The sequence below is a fragment of the Pseudomonas sp. H1_D05 genome (assembly GCF_054682705.1).
Genome location: NZ_CP162825.1, coordinates 454,550 through 476,623, shown reverse-complemented (window position 1 = coordinate 476,623; position 22,074 = coordinate 454,550). Strand labels below are relative to the sequence as shown.

Sequence of the window (22,074 nt, the reverse complement as noted above, 5' to 3'; positions counted from 1 at the left end):
TTCACAAAGGTTGCCTCAATGTCCATGCGTAATGATGCCCACGACGATTTCGATGATGTCCCGAGCCTGCGTGCCGACACCTTCGACGACGATGACATTCCGACCACCGCTCGCACCTCCGTGCATTCGCGCACGCCGCCCGTGGTCAAGGTCAAGGCGGCCAGCACCGGCCCGTTGTGGGCGTTGGTCGGCGCACTGTTTTTCGCCTTCGTCGGTCTGGCCTGGTGGAGTTTCCAGCAAATCTCGTTGATGGAGCAGCAACTGGTTGCGACTCAGGAAAGCTTCGCGCGCATCAGTGAAGAAGCGGCGGGGCGCTTGCAGGACATTTCCGGCAAGGTCGTGGCCAGCCAGTCCAACGTCACCAGCGACAGCGAAGCCCTCAAGCTGCAGATCAAACAGCTCGAAGGCAAGCTGCTCGATCAGAGCAAACAGCAGCAAGGCGTCGCGGGGCAGGCCAGTGATCTGGACAAACGACTGGCACAGATGACCGCGCAGACCACTGAACAGCAGAACGCCAATACCCAGTTGCAGGCGCAGGTCAAAGCCTTGACTGCGGAACTGGCGACGGTGAAAAGCACACCGGCCGACACCAGCAAGGTCGACGCTCAGTTGAAGGCCTTTGACGCTCAGTTCAAAAGCCTCGGTGCCGATATCGCGGCGTTGAAGAAGCAGGGCAACCCGAGCGCGGCGATCGATCGCCTCGAACAGGAAATCGTCGTCCTCAAAAGCGAGCAGGACAACCGCCCGGCAGCCCCGCAAGGCGGCGGCAATACCGCCGAGTTCGACGCTTTCCGCGGGCAGATGACCCGCAACATCAATACCCTTCAGGCGCAGATTCAGAACCTGCAGCAGCAGATCAATTCCCGCCCGTAAGACTTGCTCAACGGTGGTGAGGCTCGCCTCACCACTCAAGCCGCGAAACGTTCAGAAACCCTCTGAATATCCATACATCAGCCCAAGCCGTCTACGCTCTTGAAACACCAACAAGAACGAGGGATGCGCTATGGGGTTTTTGCATAAAGTGGCCTGGCTCAGCGTGATGTTACTGGCCGGTTTCGGCCAGGCCAGCGCCGCCACGACCGCCAAGGATGACAGTCAGGCCGCCATCGCCTTGCTGGAAAAAGCCCTGGCCTATTACCACGACAATGGCGACAAGGCGTTCGCCGCGTTCAGCCGTCAGGGCGAGTTCGTCGACAAGGATCGCTACGTGTTCGTGGTCGACACCAAAGGCGTGATGCTCGCCAGCGGCGGGCCTTCATCAGCGTTGATCGGTCGTGACGTCAGTGAAGTGCTCGGCCCGGATTTGCAGAAAACCTTCAAGGACGCGTTGAAAGTGCCGGAAGGCAACGGCATCCAGCAGGCCGAATACCGTTGGCAGAACTGGTCGGACGGCAAGGTCGAGCGCAAGCATGTGTATTACCAGCGCATCGGTCAGCGGATTCTGGCGGTGGGTTACTACTTGCCGCGAGCCTCGGCCGAGCAGGCCAAGGCGTTGCTCGATAAAGCGGCGACTGATTTGGGCAAAGACGAGAAGGCCACGCTGACGGCGATCAACTCACTCAAGGGTGGCTACTTGCAGGACGACTTGTATGTGTTTGTGGTTGATCTGAACACCCAGCGCTACGTTGCCCACGGCACCAACCTGCGCTTGATCAACACCGACTTCGGCAAGATCAAGGATCCGGATGGCAAACCGGTGGGCGAGCCGATTCTGGCGCTGATCGGCAAGCAGGATGACGGTGAGTATGAATACCGCTGGAAGAACCCGGTGACCGGCAAGGTTGAGGACAAACATGCCTACCTGAAGAAGGCCGGGCATTTCCTTGTAGCCGTCGGTTACTACAGCCCCTGAACGAAATGCCGCTCTTGTACTGATCGTTCCCACGCTCCGCGTGGGAATGCAGCCCGGGACGCTCTGCGTCCCATCCAAAGCCGAACGCAGAGCGTCCGTTGAGGCATTCCCACGCAGAGCGTGGGAACGATCAACGGGAGAAAGTTATTTGGCGCCGTGCTCGCGTCCGCGCAGCAGGTTGTTCGGCATCGCAATCGCTGCCGCCAATCCCAGCAACGACACCGCCGCACTTACCCACAGCAAATGCCGGAATGTCACCAGCAATTCCGCGCGCAAGGCGTTCTGCGCATCACCCGGCGCGGCGTTCAGACCATCGAGCAAGACGTTGCCCGAATGCCCTTCGCTCATCAGTGAACTGCTTGCCAGATGGGCGAAGCTGGAGTCCTGTAACAACGCCAGCAACAGCGCCGACATCAACGCCACGCCCACTGCGCCGCCGAGGGAGCGAAACAGGTTGGTGGTGCTGGTCGCTACGCCGATGTCGCGTTGCTCTACCGAGTTTTGCGTGCCGACCAGCGAAGTCGGGAATTGCATGCCGCTGGAGATACCGCAGAGCAACATGAACAGACCACTGACCAGCGTCGCCTCGGGTGGGCTGAACGCCATACCGAAGATCGCAACCGGCATCAGCATCGCACCGGTCAGAATCTGCGGTTTGTAGCGTCCGGTAATCGACGTGCGACGCCCGGCGAAAAACGCACCAATCGGCAGCCCCATCGCCAGCGGCAGCAAGTGCAACGCGGCACTGTCGGCCCCTGCCCCAGTGACACTCTGAAAGCGCAGCGGCATCAGCACGATCAACGAAATCGCCTGGAAACTGGTGAAGAAAATCGTGCACCAGCACAGCAGCGCGTTGCGATTGGCGAACAGGTGCATCGGCAGCAACGGCTCCCGCGCCCGGCGTTCGTGCCAGACAAACAGCGCCAACACCACCACCGCACATGCAAACAGCCCGAGCACTTCACTGCTGCGCCACGAATGACCCTGGCCAACCTGAGTGATGCCCAGCAGCAGGGCAGTGAGGCCGATGATCATCAGCAGCGTGCCGAGGTAATCGATGACCGGTTTGCGCTGGGGAATCGGCAGGCCACGCAGATTGCGCCGCGCCACCCACCAGGCACCGAGGCCCAGCGGCAGGTTGATCAGAAATACCCAGCGCCACGACAGGTACTCGGTCATGTAACCACCGAGTACCGGGCCGGCGACACTGGCCACCGCGTACATGCTGCTGAAGTAACCCTGATAACGCCCGCGTTCACGCGGCGGCACGATGTCACCGATGATTGCCTGACTTACCGAGATCATCCCGCCGGCGCCGATGCCCTGAAGGATCCGCGCCAGCACCAGTTGCTCCATGCTCTGCGCCATGCCGCAAAAGAGTGAGGCGAGGGTGAACAGGCCCATGCCGAACAGCATCAATTTGCGCCGCCCGTACAAGTCGCCGAGCTTGCCGTAGATCGGCACGGCCACCGTCATCGCGACCATGTACCCGGAAATCACCCAGGCCAGCAGGCTGACGTCCTTGAACTGCGCAGAAATGGCCGGCATCGACACGGCGACAATGGTTTGGTCCAGCGCGCCGAGAAAGATCGCCATCATCAGCGCGACCAGCACGCTGCGAATGGCCGGTTTGGGCGTTTCGGGGTGATTGAGATTGGTCACGGGCAAAACCTGCGGGCAGTGAGAGTCCCGCAGATCATCAGGCGAGCGGGGATGCTCGCCAGTGTAAGTCGGTAGCAGGCTATTCGATAGCCTCATAAGGAAGTCCGACGTAATTTTCTGCAATGGTTTTTCGCCCTGCTTCTGAACTGACAAAGTAGTCCAGTTCCGAAGCGCTGATGCGCTGGCTGAACGCATCGTGGTCATCGAAGCGATGCAGCATCGAGGTCATCCACCAGGAAAAGCGCTCGGCTTTCCACACGCGGCGCAGGCAGATTTCCGAGTATTTCTCCAGCAGATCGGTGCGCTCGTCGCGATAAACCTTCAGCAGAATATTGAACAACGTGCTGACGTCGCTGGCGGCCAGATTCAAACCCTTGGCGCCAGTGGGCGGGACGATATGCGCCGCGTCGCCGACGAGAAACATCCGTCCGTACTGCATCGGCTCGACGACAAAACTGCGCAGCGGCGCGATGCTCTTTTCAATCGATGGGCCAGTGACCAGCTTCTCGGCAAGCTCCACCGGCAGACGATTTTTCAATTCATCCCAAAAGCGCTGATCGCTCCAGTCATCGACATTTTCATCCGCCGGCACTTGCAGGTAATAGCGGGTGCGGGTGGCCGAACGCATGCTGCACAGAGCGAAGCCACGTTCATGGCGGGCGTAGACCAACTCCTCATGCACCGGCGGCGTGTCGGCCAGAATCCCCAGCCAGCCAAACGGATAAACCCGCTCGAAGACCTTCAGGCTATCGGCCGGAATCGACTGCCGCGCGACCCCGTGGAAACCATCGCAACCGGCGATGTAATCGCAATCGACGCGAAAGGTTTCGCCGTCCTTTTCGAAGGTGACAAATGCCTCGTCGCTTTTCATGCCGTGAGGAACGACATCCCTCGCCTGGTAAATGGTCGGCGCACCAGCCTCCCGACGAGCGGCCATCAGGTCGCGGGTGACTTCGGTCTGGCCGTAGATCATCACGCTCTTGCCACCGGTCAGCGCGTGCAGATCGATGTGCACCTGACGTCCGTCCAGGGCCAGATCGAAACCGCCATGCACCAGACCTTCGGCGTCCATGCGCTGACTCACGCCAGCCTGACGCAACAGCTCTACCATGCCCTGTTCAAGTACCCCGGCGCGAATGCGTCCGAGCACGTAATCAGGTGTCTGGCGTTCAAGGATGAGGGTGTCGATACCAGCGTTGTGCAGCAACTGGCCGAGGAGCAATCCGGACGGACCGGCGCCGATAATGGCGACTTGGGTTTTCAGCGTTTTCATTGTTTTTATGGCTCGCAAGCTTCACGCGACAAGCGCCGGTGAATATTTTTTATGGATCGAGTGCTTGCATTTTTCCCTTGCGGGTCTGTCAATTGAAGGTGAAAACTGAGCTGATACCTGTACATTCTGCCAATCGGTGCGATTATCGCCCACAACCCCGAGGCCTGGATTGAAGTGATGAACAAGCCTGAGCTGCCTTCGATTCCAGTGTTCAAGCTCTACGGTGAAAGCCTGGACTGGCCGACCCCTGACTTGCTGCACTGTGAAACCATTTCCTCCCGCAGTCGCGAACATGAGTGGGAAATCAAACCCCACCGCCATGCTGATTTGTGCCAGTTGCTCTTCGTCTTCAAAGGTCAGGCAGAGCTTGAGATCGAAGGGCAGCGCACGCAACTCGAAACTCCGGCGATTCAAGTGCTGCCACCATTGTCGGTGCACGGCTTTCGTTTTTCCGAAGACGTCGAAGGGTTCATCGTTACCCTCGCCACACCGCTGATCAATCACTTGCAGGCGCAACTGGGCGATTCGGTGCACGCACTGGCCAGTGCAGAGAACTACCCGGCAGGCATCGACGGTGATTACCTCAACAGCCTGTTTTCGGCGTTGCAGGCTGAGTACAACGGCCACCAACCGGCGCGGGAAATGCTCATGCATTCGCTGGTCAGCGTGATCATGGTCTGGGTCAGCCGGCAGGCGATCGTGCGGCACAAAGCCAGTCAGCGGCCGCAACGTCAGCGCGAATACCTCAATGGCTTTATTCAATTGGTCGAGGAAACTTATCGCCAGCATGTGAAGGTTGAAGACCTGGCGCATCGGCTGGGGATTTCGGTATCGCACCTTAACGGCACTTGCCGTGAACTGGCGGGGCAACCGGCGTTGCAGATCATGCACGAGCGTCAGTTGCTGGAAGCCAAGCGCTTGCTGACCTACACCAGCATGACGATTTACGAGATGTCGGAGTTGTTGGGGTTTTCCGATCCGACCAACTTCACGCGCCTGTTTCGGCGCCGGGTGGGGATATCGCCAAAAGCCTTCCGCGACCGATTGAAAGCCGAACAATAATTTCATAACCACACTAAACACTGTGGGAGCGAGCTTGCTCGCGAAGCGGTGTATCAGCCGCCAATAATGGTGATTGACACACTGCATTCGCGAGCAAGCTCGCTCCCACAGGGGCGCATTCCAGCTCAATTACCTCAGCGCAATGCGTTCAGAGTGGCATTGTGCGGAATGCAGCGCTCGAAGTTGCAGCTCGCATACTCGTGCGGCAGTTGTCGCAGCTGTTCGACCCGCCAGGCAGCGGTGCCGTACAGTGCCAGGGTGGCGGCGCAGGTGATGAAAATCGCGATGTACCTTCTTGTTTTGATGTTCATGGCGTAGACCTCTGAACGACATACCTTGCGGTATTACTTTCAGCATAGGTCAGCGCTGGGGAGTTGCCAGCGAGTGTGCTTGAGGATTTAACCGGCCATTCAGCACATTGGATCGGTTTACAGATCAACGTCCCATTGCGGATGCTCAGGAAAGCGCTCTACCAGAAAATCCAGCATGCTGCGCAGCGCCGCCGGCATGTGTTTGCGTGAGGCGTACACCGCGTAGATGTTCATCTGTCGCGGCTCGGCATGGGGCAGCAGGCGGACCAGTTCGCCGCTGTGAATATGCACCCCGGCCTGATAGGTCGGCAGCATCGCCACCCCCGCGCCAGCCAGTGTCGCGCGCAATAACGTGCTGGCCTCGTTGGCGCTGATATTGCCCTGCACCGGCACTGAAACCGGTTCGCCATCCTCCTCGAAATGCCACAGGCTTTTGCCGAAATACGAGTGCGTCAGGCAATTGTGTCTGCTCAGATCCTCGACCCGTAATGGCGCCGCTTGCTCCTGCAGATAAGCGGGCGCGGCGCAGACTACCGAACGACAAACGGTCAGGCGTCGGGCGATCAGGTTGGGGTCGAGATCGTTACTGGTGCGAATCGCCAGGTCGATGCGCTCATCGACCAGATTCACCGTGCGATCGAGCATTTGCAGATCGATGCTCACACCTGGGTAGCGTTTGACGTAGGCGGCCATCGCATCCGCCAGTTGGGCCTGGCCGAACGAAGTGCTGACGCTGATCCGCAATAGCCCGCGCGGGGCATCGTGGGGTTCGCTGACGGCGGCCTGCATGTCGCTCGACAACTCCAGCATCTGCCGGCAGCGCGGCAGAATCTCACTGCCGGCGGCGGTCAGGCTCAACTTGCGCGTGGTGCGGTGCATCAGGCGTGCGCCGACCCAGTCCTCCAGCTCTGCCAGATAACGTGAAACCACCGGCCGCGAAAGGTCCAGATGATCGGCTGCGGCCGACTGGCTGCCCAGGTCCACCACGGTGACAAACACCCGCATTGCTTGGAGACGATCCATGATTTGCCCGCTTTCAGAAACAAACTATGTTCAAGCATCGCATTTTTTGTACTGAGTCAGGCAACTAAGCTCTGTTCCATCGCCAAACACGGCATTCGGACACCGGAGCAACAGATGATCGGCTTCACCACACTCAAACGCGTTCTGCTCGCCACTGCTTCCCTGGGTTTCGCCGCGCATGCAGCGGCGGCCAATCTGACCCTGGATGTCTACAACCCAGGGACAAACGCGATTTTCCCGGTGACCTCGGTGCTGGTCAGCGGTGAGAAAGACGCGATCCTCGTTGATGCGCAATTCGGCAAATCCCAGGCCGAGCAAGTCGTGGAAAAGATCCGCGCCAGCGGCAAGCACCTCACCACTATCTACATCAGCCACGGCGACCCGGATTACTACTTCGGCCTTGATACCCTGACCAAGGCATTCCCGGAGGCCAAGGTATTGGCCTCGCAGCCGACGGTTGATCACATCAACAAAACCGTCGCCGGCAAACTGGCCTTCTGGGGCCCGAAAATGGGCGCCGACGTGCCGGCGAAAACCATCGTGCCGGGCGTGCTCAAGGGTGACAGCCTGATGCTCGAAGGGCAGAAATTGCAGGTCATCGGTCTCGACGGCAAACAACCGGATCGCAGTTTTGTGTGGATCCCGTCGCTCAAAGCCGTGGTCGGTGGTGTGGTTGTCGCCGAGAACATCCACGTATGGATGGCCGATACCCAGAGCGCGCAATCCCACGCCGACTGGCTGGAAACGTTGCACTCGATCGAAACCCTCAAACCGAACACCGTGGTGCCGGGTCACTACCTGGGTGACAGCAGCCGCTCGCTGGCCAGCGTGAAATTCACCGCCGACTACATTAAGGCTTTCGACGCGGAAACCGCCAAGGCCAAAGATTCCGCCGCACTGATCGCCGCGATGAAAAAGCGCTACCCGACACTCGGCGAAGAAAGTTCGCTGGAGCTGAGCGCGAAAGTCGCCAAGGGCGAAATGCAGTGGTAAGCCGATTCTGAAAACGCAGCACTCTCAAGCCAACTGGAGAATGTCATGAGCAAGATCGCAATCATTGGTGCCACCGGCCGAGCCGGTAGCCAACTGCTGGAAGAAGCCCTGCGTCGCGGCCATAGCGTCACCGCTATCGCCCGCGATACCTCGAAGATCGGCGCCCGTAGCGGTGTGGTCAGCAAGAAAGTCGATGTGCTGGATTCGGCCGCGTTGCAGGACGCCGTGGCCGGTCATGATGTGGTGATCACCGCCGCGCATTTTGCCACCGTGCCTGCGGCGGCGATTGTCGGGCCAGTGAAGCAGGCGGGTGTGAAGCGTCTGCTGGTGGTGGGTGGGGCCGGTTCGTTGTTGCTACCGGACGATACGCGAGTGATCGACAGCGCGGGATTTCCGGCGGAGTACAAAGCTGAGGCCAGTGCCGGTGCGGCATTTCTTGAGGCGTTGCGGCAAGAGAAAGAACTGGACTGGACCTTTCTGTCGCCGTCGGCAGAGTTTGTCGAAGGTGAGCGCACGGGTAGTTTTCGTGTCGGCCAGGATCATTTGCTGGTGAGTGCTGAAGGGCGTAGCTGGATTACTTTTGCTGATTACGCGATTGCGCTGATCGACGAGGTGGAAACGCCGAAGCATTCGCGTCAGCGGTTTACTGTCGGGTACTGAGTGAATCCTTGCCCCTCACCCCAGCCCTCTCCCGAGGGAGAGGGAGCCGACCGAGGTGTCTGGCGTTGTACATCGACCTGAGTGATCGAGTCGATTATGGATTCAACGCAGTAATTTCACGTCGGCGTATTTCTAGAGCATCCCCCATTCAGTCCCCTCTCCCGGAGGGAGAGGGGGAGGGGAGCCGACCGAGGTGTCTGGCGTTGGACATCGACCTGAGTGATCAAGTCGGTTATGGATTCAACGCAGTAATTTCACGTCGGCGTATCTCCAGAGCATCCCCCAATCAGTCCCCTCTCCCCCTGGGAGAGGGTTAGGGTGAGGGGAAATAGCCTCACCGCAAATGCGCCTGCTCAACCAGCCAGATCATCAATTCTTCCAGCTGCGGCGAAGGCTCGGTTCCCGCAGGCACCACCACGTAATACGCCAACCCCGTCCTCACCTTCAATTCAAACGGCATCACCAGCCGTCCGGCACGCAAGTCGTCGCCGATCAACGACCAGTCGCCAATCGCCACCCCCGTCCCATGCGACGCCATCGACATCGCCTGATCCAGCGTTTCGAAATGCTGGCCCATGTTGACGTTATTCAACTGCAGTTCGGCCGCCGTCAGCCAGACCTTCCAGTCCTGAGTGTCGCGGGTCGGATGCAGCAACAGATGCTGTTGCAGATCAGCCGGGTCAGACAGTTCCGGTGGGCCTTTCAAAAGTGCCGGTGAGCAAACCGGGGTCAGTTGTTCATCGAACAGATGCAGCGCGGTCGAGGAGTTGTCCGGCGGCGCTCCATAGATCACCGCCGCGTCGAACTGCTCGCGCTGAAAATCCACGCCATGGGCCAACGTCGTGGTCAGTTTGACCGGCACATCCGGGCGTTCCTTTTGCCATTGCAGCAGGCGCGGCACCAGCCAGCGCATCACACAACTGGGCGCCTTGAGTTGCAGGGTTTCGCGCTTGAGACCGATCTGCTCGGTGGCCTCAGTGATCAGTCCGAAGACCTTCTCCACTCGTGGCAACCACTCCCGGCCTTCGGCCGTCAACTCCAGGCCACGGGCCAGACGGATGAACAGTTCATACCCCAGATGATCTTCCAGCCCGGCGATCTGCCGGCTCACCGCGCCTTGTGTGATGTGCAATTGCTCGGCGGCCCGGGTGAAGTTGCAGCACTGCGCGGTGATCAGAAACGTGTGCAGGGCGGGCAGGGGAGGCAGTCGTTTCATGGGGATCCAAGGTATGACGTGAGGACATGGCTAGTATGACTTTTAATCGATTGTTGCCGCTACCTGCCGACCGTTCAATGAGCCCATTGAAGGCCTGCATGGGCCTTGTGTCTCAAACGAACAAGAAGGGCAATGACATGGCGACGTGTGGCGAAGTACTGGTCAAGTTACTCGAAGGTTATGGGGTCGAGCAGGTGTTCGGCATTCCCGGCGTGCACACCGTTGAGCTGTATCGCGGGCTGGCCCGTTCGAGCATCAACCACGTCACCCCACGGCATGAACAGGGCGCCGGTTTCATGGCCGACGGTTATGCGCGCACCAGCGGCAAACCGGGTGTGTGCTTCATCATTACCGGCCCGGGCATGACCAACATCTCCACCGCCATGGGCCAGGCTTACGCCGACTCGATCCCGATGCTGGTGATCTCCAGCGTACAGAGCCGCAACCAGTTGGGCGGCGGGCGCGGCAAGCTGCACGAGTTGCCGAACCAGAGCGCACTGGTCGCTGGCGTCGCAGCGTTCTCTCACACCCTGATGTCGGCGTCGGAATTGCCCGGCGTGCTCGCTCGCGCATTCGCCTTGTTCCAGGCCGGGCGTCCGCGTCCGGTGCACATCGAAATTCCGCTGGACGTGTTGGTGGAAGAGGCCGATGAGTTGCTCGCCAGTGTCCCGGTCAACATCGACCGCGCCGGTGCCGCGCCCGCTGCCGTGAGTCGTATGAGCGCGTTGCTGGCCGGTGCCCAACGTCCGTTGATTCTCGCCGGTGGCGGTGCGATCGATGCCGCAGCAGAGCTTACCGAACTGGCTGAACTGCTCGACGCACCTGTAGCGTTGACCATCAACGCCAAAGGTCTGTTGCCGTCGGCGCATCCGCTGCTGATCGGCTCTACACAAAGTCTGGTCGCCACCCGCGAATTGGTCGCGGATGCCGATGTGGTGCTGGCGATCGGCACCGAACTGGCCGAAACCGATTACGACGTGACCTTCGCCGGTGGTTTCGAGATTCCCGGCAAGCTGCTGCGCATCGACATCGACGCCGATCAGACCGTGCGTAACTATCCGCCACACGTCGCCCTGGTTGCCGATTCGCGCAATGCCGCGCAGGCATTGCTCAGCGCCTTGTCGCACAAAACGCTGGCCGAGCGCCGCAACGATTGGGGCCAGGTACGCGCGGCGCGTCTGCGTGATGATCTGGCCGCGACCTGGGATGCAGCGACGCTGGCGCAAACCCGTTTCCTCGAAACCGTGCTGCACGAATTGCCCGACGCGGTGTTCGTCGGCGACTCCACGCAACCGGTGTACACCGGCAACCTGACCTTCAACCCGGAGCGTCCGCGTCGCTGGTTCAACTCGTCGACCGGCTACGGCACCCTCGGCTATGCGTTGCCGGCAGCGATTGGCGCATGGCTCGGTGGACAACTCGACAAAGGCGCACGGCCACCGGTGGTGTGCCTGATCGGCGACGGCGGTCTGCAGTTCACCCTGCCGGAACTGGCCAGCGCCGTCGAAGCGCGCACCCCGGTGATCGTCCTGCTGTGGAATAACCAGGGCTACGAAGAGATCAAGAAATACATGGTCAACCGCGCCATCGAACCGGTCGGCGTCGACATCTACACCCCGGACTTCATTGGCGTGGCCAAGGCCCTCGGCTGCGCCGCCGAAGCGATCAACTCAGTGGAACAACTGCGCAGTGCACTGCGTGCCGCGACCGATCGCCAAGGCCCGACCGTGATCGAAATCGACCAGAACCTGTGGATGCAGGCGGTGGCCCAATGATCAATTTTCCAACCACACTCGACGGCCTCTACATCAACGGCCAATGGTCGGCCGGCCGCGAACATCTGCGCGTGATCAACCCGGCCACTGAGGCGTTGCTGACCACGGTCAATGGTGGTGACGAGCACGCGGTGAGCCAGGCCGTGAGCGCTGCGACTGAAGCATTCAGGGACTGGTCGCAAACCAGCGGTGCCGAGCGCGGCGCGATTCTGCGCAACATCGCCAATGGCGTGCGCAACGGTCGCGATCACTTGATGAAACTGCAATCGAGCAACAACGGCAAACCGCAGTTCGAAGCGGCCATCGACGTCGACGATGTGATCGCCACCTTCGAGTACTACGCCGAACTCGCTGAAGGCCTCGACGCCAGACAGGACAGCAACGTGCCGCTGCCCAGCGATGATTTCAGCGCACGCTTGCGCCGCGAGCCGTGCGGCGTGGTCGGGCTGATCGTGCCGTGGAATTTCCCCATGGTCACCACCGCATGGAAACTCGCGCCGGCCCTCGCCGCCGGGTGCTGCGTGGTGCTGAAACCGTCGGAAGTCACGCCGCTGCCGGAGCTGGAACTGGCGGCGATCATCGCCGAAGCCGGCCTGCCCAACGGCGTGTTCAACGTCGTTTGCGGTACTGGTCTGGCGGTCGGTGCACCACTGTCGGCGGATCCGCGCATCGCCAAGATTTCCTTCACCGGTAGTAACGCCGTCGGTGTCCAGGTGATGCAGCGTGCCGCCGAAACGGTGAAGGGCGTGAGCCTGGAACTGGGCGGCAAATCTTCGCTGCTGGTGCTCGAAGATGCTGATCTGCAATTAGCGGTCGAGCTGGCTTGCGGTGGCGGTTTCTTCAATGCCGGGCAGATGTGCTCGGCCACCAGCCGTGTGTTGGTTGCCGATGAATTGGCGGATGAATTCCTTGAACGTTTGCACAAGCGTGCGCAAGCGATTCGCGTGGCGGATCCGTTCGACCCGGACGTGGAGATGGGCGCACTGGTCAATCAGGCGCAATACCAGCGCGTGCTTGGTCACATCGACCGGGGGCTGAGCGCTGGCGCGAAGCTGGTGTGCGGCGGTAATCGTCCGGCAGATCTGCCACGCGGTTATTTTTTGCAGCCGACGGTGTTCACCGACGTGCCCCTCGACAGTGCGCTGTGGTGCGAAGAGATTTTCGGCCCGGTGCTGTGTGTGCGCAGTTTCAGCAGCGAAGCCGAGGCAATTGCCCTGGCCAACGACAGCCAATTTGGCCTGGTCGCCAGTGTGGTGACGCGTAACGCCGAGACCGCCGAGCGGGTCGCCAACGCCCTGCAGGCAGGGCTGGTGTGGCTCAACGCGCCGCAAGTGATCTTCCCGCAGGCGGCGTGGGGCGGTTACAAGCAGAGCAGCATCGGCCGCGAATTGGGGCCGTGGGGCCTGGCCGCGTTTCAGGAAATCAAACACGTGATCCGGGCGCTCTGAACGCCCGAAAAAGGTCAGCGCATGCCTCGCAACGAGGCATGCGTCGGCGTCATGGCTTCAATGAGTTTTTATCGATAGTCAGGTGTTTTGCACGAGCTCAGGATGAACCCGTCGGCAGCGCTGCAGGCCTTTGAAAACAAGGCTTTCAGCGGACCCGGCCGCGCGGATGCAACAGTTGCGACCAACCTCATACTTAAAAGAACAAAGGGAGTCCGTCATGGGCGAGCACGATCTGAACAGGCGTCAATTCATTAAAACCGTCGGCGTCGCCTCGGTGGCGGCGGCTGCCCTGAGCATGCCCTTCATCCGGGCGAGCGCCAGCGACACCCGCTTCGCCGGCAAGACCCTGCGTTTGCTGACCTGGTCGGATGACACCGGCCTCGCGGCACTGCGCAACATCGCCGCCACGTTCGAAGCCAAGACTGGCGCCAAGGTCATCGCCGACCGCACCGGCAGCACTTCGGAAATGGTCGCCAAACTCAAGGCCGGCGGTGATCGTCCGCAGTACGACATCATCACGTTGGCAGGCGTCGGCGCCGAAGGTCTGGCGGCCGCCGGGCTGCTGGAAAAACCCGACCTCAACCGCATTCCCAACCTGGTCGACGTCCCGGAAAAATACCGTACCGGCGCCAACGGGCACGGCATCGGTTACCTGTTGTGGTGCAACAGTCTGGTCTACAGCACTCGCACCCAGAAAGAGGCGCCGAGCAGTTATGCCGCGTTGTGGGATGCCGATCTGGCACCGAATATTTTTCTGCCACCGCCGAACTGGACCGAGGCGATGGACCTGATCATCATCGCCGCGAAACTGGCCGGCGGTGACGAACACAACATTGAGCCGGGCTTCAAGAAGCTCGCCGAACTCAAGGATCGCGTGGTGACGTTGGGCGAAAACCCGAACCAGATTGCCGAGCTGTTCCGCACCGGTTCGCTGGACATGGGCGGCCTCTATGCCCCGGCATTTTTCCCCAAACAGATTCGCGATCCGAACTACGGCCTCGGCGCTACGTTCGGCATGAAGGAAGGGTTCTACACCGACCTGATGCTCTCGGTGATGCCGAAGAATCGGCCGGGCGACACCGACCTGGCCTACGCCTTCATCGACCACTCCCTCGACCCGCTGGTGCAGGGCAAGATGGCCGAGGACATCTTCAACGGCCCGGTCAACGCCAAGGCGATCATCTCCGCCGAAGCGCGCAAGAGCCCGTTCATCCTCACGCCGGAGCAGATTGCCGAGAAGGCGATCATGCACGACAACGCCTTCCTGGCCACCGTGCATGACCAATGGATTCGTCGTTATACGGAAATCTTTTCTTCCTGAGCCGAACACAAACCTTCAGAACACCACAAATCCCCTGTAGGAGTGAGCCTGCTCGCGATAGCGTCATACCAGTCAACCTATTAGGTGGCTGACACACCGCTATCGCGAGCAGGCTCACTCCTACAAGGGGGCGGGGGTGGTTTGGAGAGTTGTGTTCGTCAGTTGTTTTTCCATTGACGAGATTATTGCTATGGAACATCAATCCCTGACCCAAGCGGTCGGCGCTGCTGCCGTGCGCCCGATGCGCGGTGTTTCGCCCACCGCGCGGGCGTGGTTTTTCCTCACGCCGTCGATGCTGTTTCTCGGCGTGCTGATCGCCGCCAGCCTGCTGGTGCTGCGCATGAGCGTCGGCACCAAAGGCGCGGAGTGGAGCGGTTTCAGCCTGGCCAGTTATGCCCAGTTGCTCGAACCCTATTACTTGAAATCCTTGCTGCTGACCTTGCGTCTGGCACTGATCAGCGCGGTGATTGCCGTGGTGCTGGCGATCCCGGTGGCGTACACCATGTCGCGGCTGACCTCGCCGTTTCTGCGGCGAATTTTCCTCGCAGCGGTGCTGCTGCCGTTGCTGGTCAATCTGCTGCTGCAAAGCTATGGCTGGCTGGTGATTCTCGGGCCCGGCGGCATGCTCAATCAGGCGCTGATGGGCCTCGGTCTGATCAAGCGGCCGATCATGTTGCTGTACAACCAGAACGGCGTCCTGATGGGGCTGGTGCAAACAGCGTTTCCACTCGCGGTGTTGCCGATTGCCAGCGCCATGCGCGGCGTCGCCCGCACCTATGAGGAAGCGGCTGCGACCCTCGGTGCCAGCCGTTTTCAAGTGTTCCGCCAAGTGGTTCTGCCGATGAGTTTGCCCGGGATCATCACCGGTGCAACGTTGGTGTTCGCCTACAACGCCAGCAGTTTTGTCGTGCCGTTGCTGCTCGGTGGCCGGCGGGTGCCGATGCTGGCGGTGATGGTGCATGACCAGATCGCGCCGCTGATGAACTGGCCCGCCGCGTCGGCAGCCGGGGTGGTGCTGATCGTCACCACGCTGGCGATCATGACTCTCTCTGAATACATCACTGGCCGTCGTCGGCGTCTGCTGGAGGCTTCGCAATGAGTGCCCTGACCAAGAAGCGCATGGCGCTGTTGCCCGGCGAAACCGGCAAGTTCGCCGGCATCCTCTCCGGCTGCATTCTGCTGCTGGCGGTGTTGCCGATCCTGACCATGATCGTCATGTCGTTCAGCGGTGCGTCGAACCTCGACTTCCCACCGAGCAGCTACAGCCTGCAATGGTACAAAGCGGCCTGGCACACCTTTGTTTCGCCGGACGCCAGCGACGTGCTCAGCCTCGGTCAGGCCATGGCCACCAGCCTGTTGGTGTCGTGCCTGACGATGGTTTTTGCCACGCTGATCGCGGTGCCTGCCGCGTATGCGCTGACCCGCTGCGAATTCCGTGGCAAGGCCGTGGCGCTGCAACTGATGTCACTGCCGCTGGTGTTTCCGATGGTCGTGTTAGGCCTGGCCTTGTTGTTGGTGTTCGACAGCCTGCCGTTCCACCTGACCACTTCGCGGCTGGTGATTGCCCACGTGATTCTGGCCTTGCCGTTTGTGGTGAAGAACTGTACCGCAGCGATGCTTTCCATCGGCAGCGAAGTCGAGGAAGCGGCGCGAATGCTTGGCGCTTCACCGCTGCGCGCGATTGTCGATGTGGTGGTGCCGTTGATGAAGTCGGGGATTCTGGCGGGCATGCTGCTGGCGTTCATCGTCTCGTTCAACGAATTCACCGTGACCTATTTCCTCTACACCATCGACGTCATGACCGTGCCGATCTGGATGTACAGCCGCACCGTGTCATCGCTCGACCCTACCGTGTTCTCGTTTGCCGTGCTGATCGTGCTGATCGACTTCGTCCTGATCTGGGCGCTGGAGAAGCTGGTGGGCGAGGGCGGCGTTTCCTTTTGATTTGAGGTGCAACATGACTGGTCTGATTCTGGAAAACGTCGAGAAATTCTACGGCTCGGCGTGCGCGGTACAAGACGTCAACCTGCATTTGCCGGAAGGCAAACTGGTGTGTTTCCTCGGCCCGTCCGGCTGCGGCAAAACCACCTTGCTGCGGATGATCGCCGGGCTGGAAACCCTCACTGGCGGCGAGATTCGCCTGGACGGCGAGGACATCGGCCAGACCCCGGCGCACCTGCGCAACTTCGGCATGGTGTTCCAGTCGCTGGCGCTGTTCCCGCACATGACCGTCGGCGAGAACATCGCCTACCCGCTGAAACTGCGCGGCGTCAGCAAGGCTGATCAGCACAAGCGCGTGGTCGAGTTGCTGGAGCTGATCCAGTTGCAGGCGATGATCGATCGCCCGGTGGGGAAACTTTCCGGCGGCCAGCGGCAGCGCGTGGCGATTGCCCGGGCGATTGCCTCGCACCCGAAAATCCTCCTGCTCGATGAGCCGCTGTCGGCGCTCGACGCCAAGCTGCGCGAATCGATGCAGGTGGAAATCCGCCAACTGCAGCAGCGCCTGAACATCACCACGATCATGGTCACCCACGATCAGCGCGAAGCGATGACCATGGCCGATATCGTCGTCGTGCTGGGCGAACACAAGGTGCAGCAGGTCGGTACGCCGATTGACATCTATCGGCATCCGGCCAATGAGTTTGTCGCGGACTTCATCGGCTCGGGCAATATTTTCCCGGCCACGGCGCTGGGCGATGGCAAGGTCAGCCTGCCGGGTGGTGACGCGCTGCAAGTGCCGATCTGTAGCAGCATTGTCGTGGGGCAGAAAGTGAAGATGCTGATTCGTCCGGAAGACCTGCAACTGTCGGCAGCGCAGGCGACGGCGGGGAATCGCTTGCTCGGCAAGGTGACGTTTGTGCGTGATATCGGCGCGACCATCGAGACCACGGTGGAGTGTTCCGGGGTGACGTTTACGGCGTTGAGTACGCCGTGTCAGGGGATCGGATTGGCGATCGGGCATCCGGTGTCGGTGACGTTGCCGGTGGAGGCTTGTCGGGTGTTGGGAGCTTAGATTGGGGGCTGACTCCAAATCGCCCCTCACCCCAGCCCTCCCGAAACGTCGGACCGCCCGGAGGGAGAGGGGGCCGACCGAGGTGTCTGGCGCTATCCATCGACCTGAGATATCGAGTCGATTATGGATTCGGCAAAGTACTTTCAGGTCAGCGTACTTCTTCAATATCCCCCATTCAGTCCCCTCTCCCTCGGGGAGAGGGCTAGGGTGAGGGGCTTCTAACGGTCACACCGAAAGCCGCAACCGCGCCAAATCCCTTAACGGCGGTGCACCAAACAAGCGGCTGTACTCACGGCTGAACTGCGACGGACTTTCATACCCGACGCGATACCCCGCCGCCGACGCTTCCAGCCCCTCCGCCAACATCAACCGCCGCGCCTCTTGCAGGCGCAACTGCTTCTGATACTGCAACGGGCTCATCGCCGTCATCGCCTTGAAACGGTGATGCAATGTCGAGACGCTGAGGTTCACTTCTTTCGCCAAATCATCAATGCGCAGCGGCTGTTCGAAGTTGCCGTTCAACCATTTGATCGCCTGACTGATGCGATGGCTCTGGCTATTGGCGATCGCGATTTCATACAAACGATGGCCCTGCGGGCTGCGCAACAGGCGATAAAGAATCTCCCGGCGAATCAGCGGCGCGAGCATGGCGATGTCTTTCGGTGCATCGAGCAAGCGGGCCAGTCGCAGCACGGCATCGAGCATCGAACTGTCAATCTGCTCGACATACAAACCCCGCCCGGTCGGCCGCGTCGGCACGCCCATCGGACCGGCGTCGGCGATCAGCGCGGTGATTTCGGTCGGGTCGATATCCAGGCGCACGGCGAGGATCGGTTCTTCTGGCGAGACATTCACCACGCGCCCGCTCAACGGCATCGAAACCGACACCACCAGGTAATTCAGCGGATCGTAATTGAAGAACTCGTCGGCCAGCCGCACCTCTTTGCGTCCCTGCGCCATGATGCACAGCGCCGGTTGCGCGAGCACCGGGGCAAAGTCGTGGGATCGGGTGTGACGCGACATGAACAGCGAGCCGATGGCGGTCTCGTAGCTGCCATCGTCGGTGGTGTTGCGGCGGATGATCGCCGCCAGTTCCGCGCGCTGTTTTTCCATGTCAACGGTGGGTTCGGCTTGAAAACGATCGAATGACGTCATGCACGGCATCCTCGGCAGGGGAGGTGGAATGGAGCAGAACATATGTTTGTGCAAGCGCCAGCGGTAGACACATCCTGCGAAATGCTTGCCTGATCCTGCATGGGATTGTGGGCGGGCTCAGCCATAGCAGGTTGTAGGGCGGCAAAGTTGCTTGATACGCCGTATGACAACCGTGTGACGCAGTTTTACAGGTTGTTACAGGTCTTCTGCGCAGTCTCGCAGGATTGTGCAACTCAGCGACAGGAATCGACTAACGGCGGCTGGCGTGCGGCCCTTAACCTTTGATCCTGTCGCAGCCCGTCCCCCGGCTGCCACGCGACTCCCTGGGAGGGTTGAACATGTCCAAGCAGATTCCCGTCAGTCATATGGCCTTCGTTCGAGCGCGCGCCGGGCGTTCGGCGGAACTCGGTGTACGCCTGAGCGCGTTGATCGAGCCGTCCCGCGCCGCCCCCGGTTGCCTGAGCTTTGCGTTGCAGCATTCGCAGTGTGATCCCGAGTTGTGGCTGGTCTCCGGCTTCTGGAGCAGCCAGCAAATGATGACCAACTATTTCAACAGCCCATCGATGGAAATCTTCGCCGAGCTGGTGCAGGAACTGGTGGTCAACAGCCTCGACTTCCACACGTTCAAGGACGTGTCGGCGGCGCAAGCCCTCGGTCAATGCCCGGCGCCGGTACACAAACTCGTCGGTTGAGGGTTTAATGTCCGGCTTGTTTGTCTGAGCCGGGATATGTGACATGGCACGTAAAGAGTTCGAACACTTCGAAGCAGTTTCCGCAGTCGTCCCCGTCGAGTTGGGCGGCAACAAGGGCTATCACGCGGCAATCGCGGTCAAGGCCCTGGTCGATGGCGGTGCACCACGCTTTCACAAACTGTTGAATGACCAGATCTTCCCCGGCGCCATTGCCGCTGATGAAGCGGCCATCAAGGAGCTGGATAACCTCAATGGCGTCACTGAAGACGCCGAGTTGATCTGGTAACGCGTTACTTGTTGGCGCCCGGACGCCACATCTTGAACAGGGCCTCAGGCCCCAACTGGAAATAATCCGCCGGCCCGCCGCCGCGCAGAATCGGTTCTGCTGCGGCGGTGTCGTAGATTCCATCCTTCAACAGCCACTTGGCGATATGCACGGCGACCACTTCGCCGAGGATCAGCCAGCTCGGCACCGTCTCGCCATCAGCGCGCTGCAATTGAATGATCTGCGTGACCTTGCATTCGAAGGACACCGGACTTTCTGCGACCCGTGGTACTGAAATCACCTTTGACGCCACTGTCGTCAAACCCGCCAATTCAAACTCGTTGACCTCAGGCGCGACCATCGCGCAGCTCTGGTTCATCTGCTCGGCCAGCGGCCGGGTGGCGAGGTTCCAGACGAACTCGCCGGTCTGCTCGATGTTGTTCAGGCTGTCTTTGCGCCCGACGCTGGAAAAACCAATGATCGGCGGAATGTAGTTGAAGGCATTGAAGAAGCTGTACGGCGCCAGGTTCAAGCGGCCGTTGGCATCCTGTGAAGAAATCCAGCCGATCGGGCGTGGGCCGACGATGGCGTTGAACGGATCGTGGGGCAGACCGTGGCCGTTGGCGGGTTCGTAGAAATGGATGTCATCGGGCATGGCGGGTGGTCCTGGAGAGTGCTGAGTCAGGTGGCCAATAGTGCAAGCACGCAACGCATATTTCCAGCAGACACCGGAATTCCAGGCTATGAAATTCCCCTGTGGGAGCGAGCTTGCTCGCGAAAGCGTCGGGTCAGTTGCATTGATATCGCCTGACACAACGCCTTCGCGAGCAAGCTCGCTCCCACAGGGTTCGGTGTGAACTCATGAAAGGGGCATGCCCCAAAATGACTAAGCCCGGCCAAGGCCGGGCTGTGGGAGGACTGCTGATACTTAGCTGATGGCAGCGGCGGTGCCGGTTTTGTCGAAGCCGTCAGCAGCGACCGTTTTACCCAGGTTGGTTTTATCGAAGCCATCGGCAGCAACAGCTTTGCCGATGTTGGTTTTATCAAATCCATCAGCAGCGTAAGTGCCGGTGTGGCTGGTTTCGATGGCGGCGCTGGCACCGTTGATGAAGTCAGCGGATTTGGTTTTGTCCGAGCCATCGGCAGCGAAAGTGTTGGCGGCCAGTACGGACAGGGTCAGGGCGAGGATCAGTTTGGTTTTCATGTCGGTTACTCCGGATTCGTTGGCGATGTGTGTTGCATGGGTCTAATGCTACGCCAAATAAATTGATTAAAAAGCGCAAATTAATGCTAAGAACAATCGATTAACTTGATGTTAAGGGCGACGCGTTGAATTCGCTTTCGTCGTCGCAGCGAGCGTCGCGCAGGTCATCGATCAGGTGATTGCAGAATGAGGGGGCAGCATTAATTAGCGATTAATCGCTGTTTTGTGCGGCATGACAGATTTTTCATACTTTGCCGACCGCTTTTTCACCGTTGCAACGCCAGTCTGCCCGTGGCCAGAAAACCAAGAACCGGCCGTCACACACTGGAGCGTTGCCTGCGATGAATAAACTGCCTCAAATCACCTTGGCCTTCTGGGTCATGAAAATCTGCGCGACGACCCTGGGGGAAACCGCGGGCGATTTGTTGTCGATGACCCTCAACGTCGGCTACGCCATGAGCTCGCTGATCCTGATCAGCGTGTTTGTGCTGACGCTGATCACGCAGTTGATGGCCAAGACCTACAAGCCGCTGCTGTACTGGATCGTGATCCTGTCCACCAGCACCGCCGGCACGACCATGTCGGACTTCATGGACCGCACCCTCGGACTCGGTTACGCCACCGGCTCGATGATCCTTATCGCGATCCTGCTGGCGATCTTCGCCGCTTGGCGCCTGAGCGGTGATTCGCTCAACGTCAGCAAGGTGCAGACCTTCCGTGGCGAGATGTTCTACTGGATGGCGATTCTGTTCTCCAACACCCTCGGCACCGCGCTGGGCGATTACCTGGCCGACGACTCGGGCCTGGGATTTGCCGGTGGTGCGTTACTGATCGGCTCGACGATTGCCGTGGTCGTGCTGCTGAAATACTTCACGAAGATTTCCACGGTGGTGCTGTTCTGGGTGGCGTTCGTGCTGACCCGGCCGTTTGGCGCGACGTTGGGTGACTTGATGACCAAGCCCCATGAGAAGGGCGGGCTGGACTTTGGCACCATCGGTTCGTCGGCGGTGCTGGCGGGGATTCTGCTGGTGATGATTGTCGGCGCTTCGTATGCGCAGAAACGTTATGGCAAGCCGCAGGTTGCCGAGTTGACTTAATACCGAGTTGAGCTCATTCGCGAGCAAGCTCGCTCCCACAGGGTAATGGGGT

22 protein-coding genes are annotated in these 22,074 nt (G+C 60.1%); 14 read left to right on the top strand and 8 right to left on the bottom strand.

Features of this window, described 5'->3' with window-relative positions:
- Positions 1-18: 18 nt before the first annotated feature.
- Positions 19-873, top strand: coding sequence for an ATPase (locus tag AB4O11_RS02180; RefSeq protein ID WP_093430545.1), 855 nt, complete (start codon positions 19-21; stop codon positions 871-873).
- 130 nt (positions 874-1,003) lie between these two features.
- A complete protein-coding gene (locus AB4O11_RS02175; RefSeq protein ID WP_099757038.1) occupies positions 1,004-1,852 on the top strand; it encodes a cache domain-containing protein in 849 nt (282 codons plus the stop codon).
- Between the two features lie 144 nt (positions 1,853-1,996).
- Here the strand turns inward: AB4O11_RS02175 and AB4O11_RS02170 are convergent, their stop codons facing one another.
- Positions 1,997-3,514 carry an MDR family MFS transporter gene (locus tag AB4O11_RS02170; RefSeq protein WP_320336417.1) on the bottom strand — a complete coding sequence of 506 codons (1,518 nt, stop codon included), beginning with the start codon at positions 3,512-3,514 and terminating at the stop codon, positions 1,997-1,999.
- A 79-nt stretch (positions 3,515-3,593) separates the two neighbouring features.
- The gene (gene pobA, locus AB4O11_RS02165) at positions 3,594-4,778 is read right to left on the bottom strand and encodes a 4-hydroxybenzoate 3-monooxygenase (protein WP_460131035.1); all 1,185 of its coding nucleotides are present in this window, start codon (positions 4,776-4,778) and stop codon (positions 3,594-3,596) included.
- A 186-nt stretch (positions 4,779-4,964) separates the two neighbouring features.
- On the opposite strand from pobA, the gene AB4O11_RS02160 reads away from it, so the two are divergent.
- Positions 4,965-5,849, top strand: coding sequence for a helix-turn-helix domain-containing protein (locus AB4O11_RS02160; RefSeq protein ID WP_460130008.1), 885 nt, complete (start codon positions 4,965-4,967; stop codon positions 5,847-5,849).
- 134 nt (positions 5,850-5,983) lie between these two features.
- Here the strand turns inward: AB4O11_RS02160 and AB4O11_RS02155 are convergent, their stop codons facing one another.
- Together AB4O11_RS02155 and AB4O11_RS02150 are read right to left on the bottom strand one after the other, a co-directional pair.
- On the bottom strand, positions 5,984-6,160 hold the full coding sequence (locus AB4O11_RS02155; protein WP_460130006.1) for a hypothetical protein: 177 nt from the start codon (positions 6,158-6,160) through the stop codon (positions 5,984-5,986).
- A 117-nt stretch (positions 6,161-6,277) separates the two neighbouring features.
- Positions 6,278-7,183: a LysR family transcriptional regulator gene (locus tag AB4O11_RS02150; protein WP_460092078.1), complete on the bottom strand. Its 906-nt coding sequence runs from the start codon at positions 7,181-7,183 to the stop codon at positions 6,278-6,280.
- A 114-nt stretch (positions 7,184-7,297) separates the two neighbouring features.
- On the opposite strand from AB4O11_RS02150, the gene AB4O11_RS02145 reads away from it, so the two are divergent.
- Together AB4O11_RS02145 and AB4O11_RS02140 are read left to right on the top strand one after the other, a co-directional pair.
- Complete coding sequence (locus AB4O11_RS02145; RefSeq protein ID WP_093430539.1) at positions 7,298-8,176, top strand: MBL fold metallo-hydrolase; 879 nt, start codon at positions 7,298-7,300, stop codon at positions 8,174-8,176.
- Positions 8,177-8,221: 45 nt separating this feature from the next.
- Positions 8,222-8,836, top strand: coding sequence for an NAD(P)-dependent oxidoreductase (locus AB4O11_RS02140; protein WP_460130004.1), 615 nt, complete (start codon positions 8,222-8,224; stop codon positions 8,834-8,836).
- A gap of 334 nt (positions 8,837-9,170) precedes the next feature.
- Here AB4O11_RS02140 and AB4O11_RS02135 read toward each other — a convergent pair whose 3' ends face one another.
- Complete coding sequence (locus AB4O11_RS02135) at positions 9,171-10,052, bottom strand: LysR substrate-binding domain-containing protein (protein ID WP_116255101.1); 882 nt, start codon at positions 10,050-10,052, stop codon at positions 9,171-9,173.
- 137 nt (positions 10,053-10,189) lie between these two features.
- Between AB4O11_RS02135 and AB4O11_RS02130 the strand changes: the two genes are divergently transcribed.
- The 6 genes from AB4O11_RS02130 (at position 10,190) to AB4O11_RS02105 (ending at position 17,609) form a co-directional block, all read left to right on the top strand.
- Positions 10,190-11,827 carry a 5-guanidino-2-oxopentanoate decarboxylase gene (locus AB4O11_RS02130; RefSeq protein ID WP_460131032.1) on the top strand — a complete coding sequence of 546 codons (1,638 nt, stop codon included), beginning with the start codon at positions 10,190-10,192 and terminating at the stop codon, positions 11,825-11,827.
- A complete protein-coding gene (locus AB4O11_RS02125) occupies positions 11,827-13,275 on the top strand; it encodes an aldehyde dehydrogenase family protein (RefSeq protein ID WP_460131029.1) in 1,449 nt (482 codons plus the stop codon). Before AB4O11_RS02130 ends, AB4O11_RS02125 begins: the two co-directional genes overlap by 1 nt.
- Before the next feature lie 217 nt (positions 13,276-13,492).
- Positions 13,493-14,596: an ABC transporter substrate-binding protein gene (locus AB4O11_RS02120; RefSeq protein WP_093430534.1), complete on the top strand. Its 1,104-nt coding sequence runs from the start codon at positions 13,493-13,495 to the stop codon at positions 14,594-14,596.
- A 190-nt stretch (positions 14,597-14,786) separates the two neighbouring features.
- Entirely contained in the window at positions 14,787-15,695 is a 909-nt protein-coding gene (locus AB4O11_RS02115) for an ABC transporter permease (RefSeq protein WP_099757032.1), read from the top strand.
- Positions 15,692-16,540 (top strand): ABC transporter permease, encoded by an 849-nt coding sequence (locus AB4O11_RS02110; RefSeq protein ID WP_320336423.1) that lies wholly within the window; start codon positions 15,692-15,694, stop codon positions 16,538-16,540. The genes AB4O11_RS02115 and AB4O11_RS02110 overlap by 4 nt, the downstream gene beginning before the upstream one ends.
- A 13-nt stretch (positions 16,541-16,553) precedes the next feature.
- On the top strand, positions 16,554-17,609 hold the full coding sequence (locus tag AB4O11_RS02105; RefSeq protein ID WP_460130000.1) for an ABC transporter ATP-binding protein: 1,056 nt from the start codon (positions 16,554-16,556) through the stop codon (positions 17,607-17,609).
- A gap of 225 nt (positions 17,610-17,834) precedes the next feature.
- On the opposite strand, the gene AB4O11_RS02100 is transcribed toward AB4O11_RS02105, so the two are convergent.
- The gene (locus AB4O11_RS02100; protein ID WP_460129998.1) at positions 17,835-18,764 is read right to left on the bottom strand and encodes an AraC family transcriptional regulator; all 930 of its coding nucleotides are present in this window, start codon (positions 18,762-18,764) and stop codon (positions 17,835-17,837) included.
- Between the two features lie 338 nt (positions 18,765-19,102).
- Between AB4O11_RS02100 and AB4O11_RS02095 the strand changes: the two genes are divergently transcribed.
- Both AB4O11_RS02095 and AB4O11_RS02090 read left to right on the top strand, forming a co-directional pair.
- Positions 19,103-19,456, top strand: a complete 354-nt coding sequence (locus tag AB4O11_RS02095; protein WP_093430529.1) for a putative quinol monooxygenase — start codon at positions 19,103-19,105, stop codon at positions 19,454-19,456.
- 43 nt (positions 19,457-19,499) lie between these two features.
- A complete protein-coding gene (locus AB4O11_RS02090; protein WP_116255098.1) occupies positions 19,500-19,742 on the top strand; it encodes a hypothetical protein in 243 nt (80 codons plus the stop codon).
- Between the two features lie 4 nt (positions 19,743-19,746).
- On the opposite strand, the gene AB4O11_RS02085 is transcribed toward AB4O11_RS02090, so the two are convergent.
- Positions 19,747-20,376: a flavin reductase family protein gene (locus AB4O11_RS02085; RefSeq protein WP_007912610.1), complete on the bottom strand. Its 630-nt coding sequence runs from the start codon at positions 20,374-20,376 to the stop codon at positions 19,747-19,749.
- 273 nt (positions 20,377-20,649) lie between these two features.
- A complete protein-coding gene (locus tag AB4O11_RS02080) occupies positions 20,650-20,925 on the bottom strand; it encodes a hypothetical protein (RefSeq protein WP_064119044.1) in 276 nt (91 codons plus the stop codon).
- A gap of 341 nt (positions 20,926-21,266) precedes the next feature.
- On the opposite strand from AB4O11_RS02080, the gene AB4O11_RS02075 reads away from it, so the two are divergent.
- Complete coding sequence (locus AB4O11_RS02075; protein WP_093430527.1) at positions 21,267-22,022, top strand: COG4705 family protein; 756 nt, start codon at positions 21,267-21,269, stop codon at positions 22,020-22,022.
- Positions 22,023-22,074: the final 52 nt, after the last annotated feature.